This window comes from Chryseobacterium sp. 14P4.3.2, from assembly GCF_057799275.1.
Genome location: NZ_JBYOKO010000096.1, coordinates 1 through 278, shown reverse-complemented (window position 1 = coordinate 278; position 278 = coordinate 1). Strand labels below are relative to the sequence as shown.

Genomic DNA, 278 nt, shown 5'->3' with positions numbered 1-278 from the left:
GGGTGTATGACAAGCAGGACAGGCTTGCAGCCACCCGTGATGCTGAACTGGAATCCAAAGGACAGTGGCTTTACACCAAATATGACCAGTTTGGCAGAGTCGCTTATACCGGAATCAACACAGGAGGAACACGAGCCGCAGAGCAGAACGAAGTCAATACTTTTGGCTCCAATAATGTAGATCGTGGAAACGCGGTAGCTTTTAGCAGACAGGGAATGGATGTCTACTACGGAAATTCCGACATTACCTATCCTAAATCCTCTACATGGGTCACTTTA

The 278-nt window shown here is 47.5% G+C and carries 1 protein-coding gene; it reads left to right on the top strand.

Annotated features, from left to right (window positions below; all coding sequences use genetic code 11):
• Window positions 1–278 (top strand): hypothetical protein (locus AC27VX_RS23930; protein WP_488698491.1); only part of this gene is annotated, 278 nt, incomplete at both ends.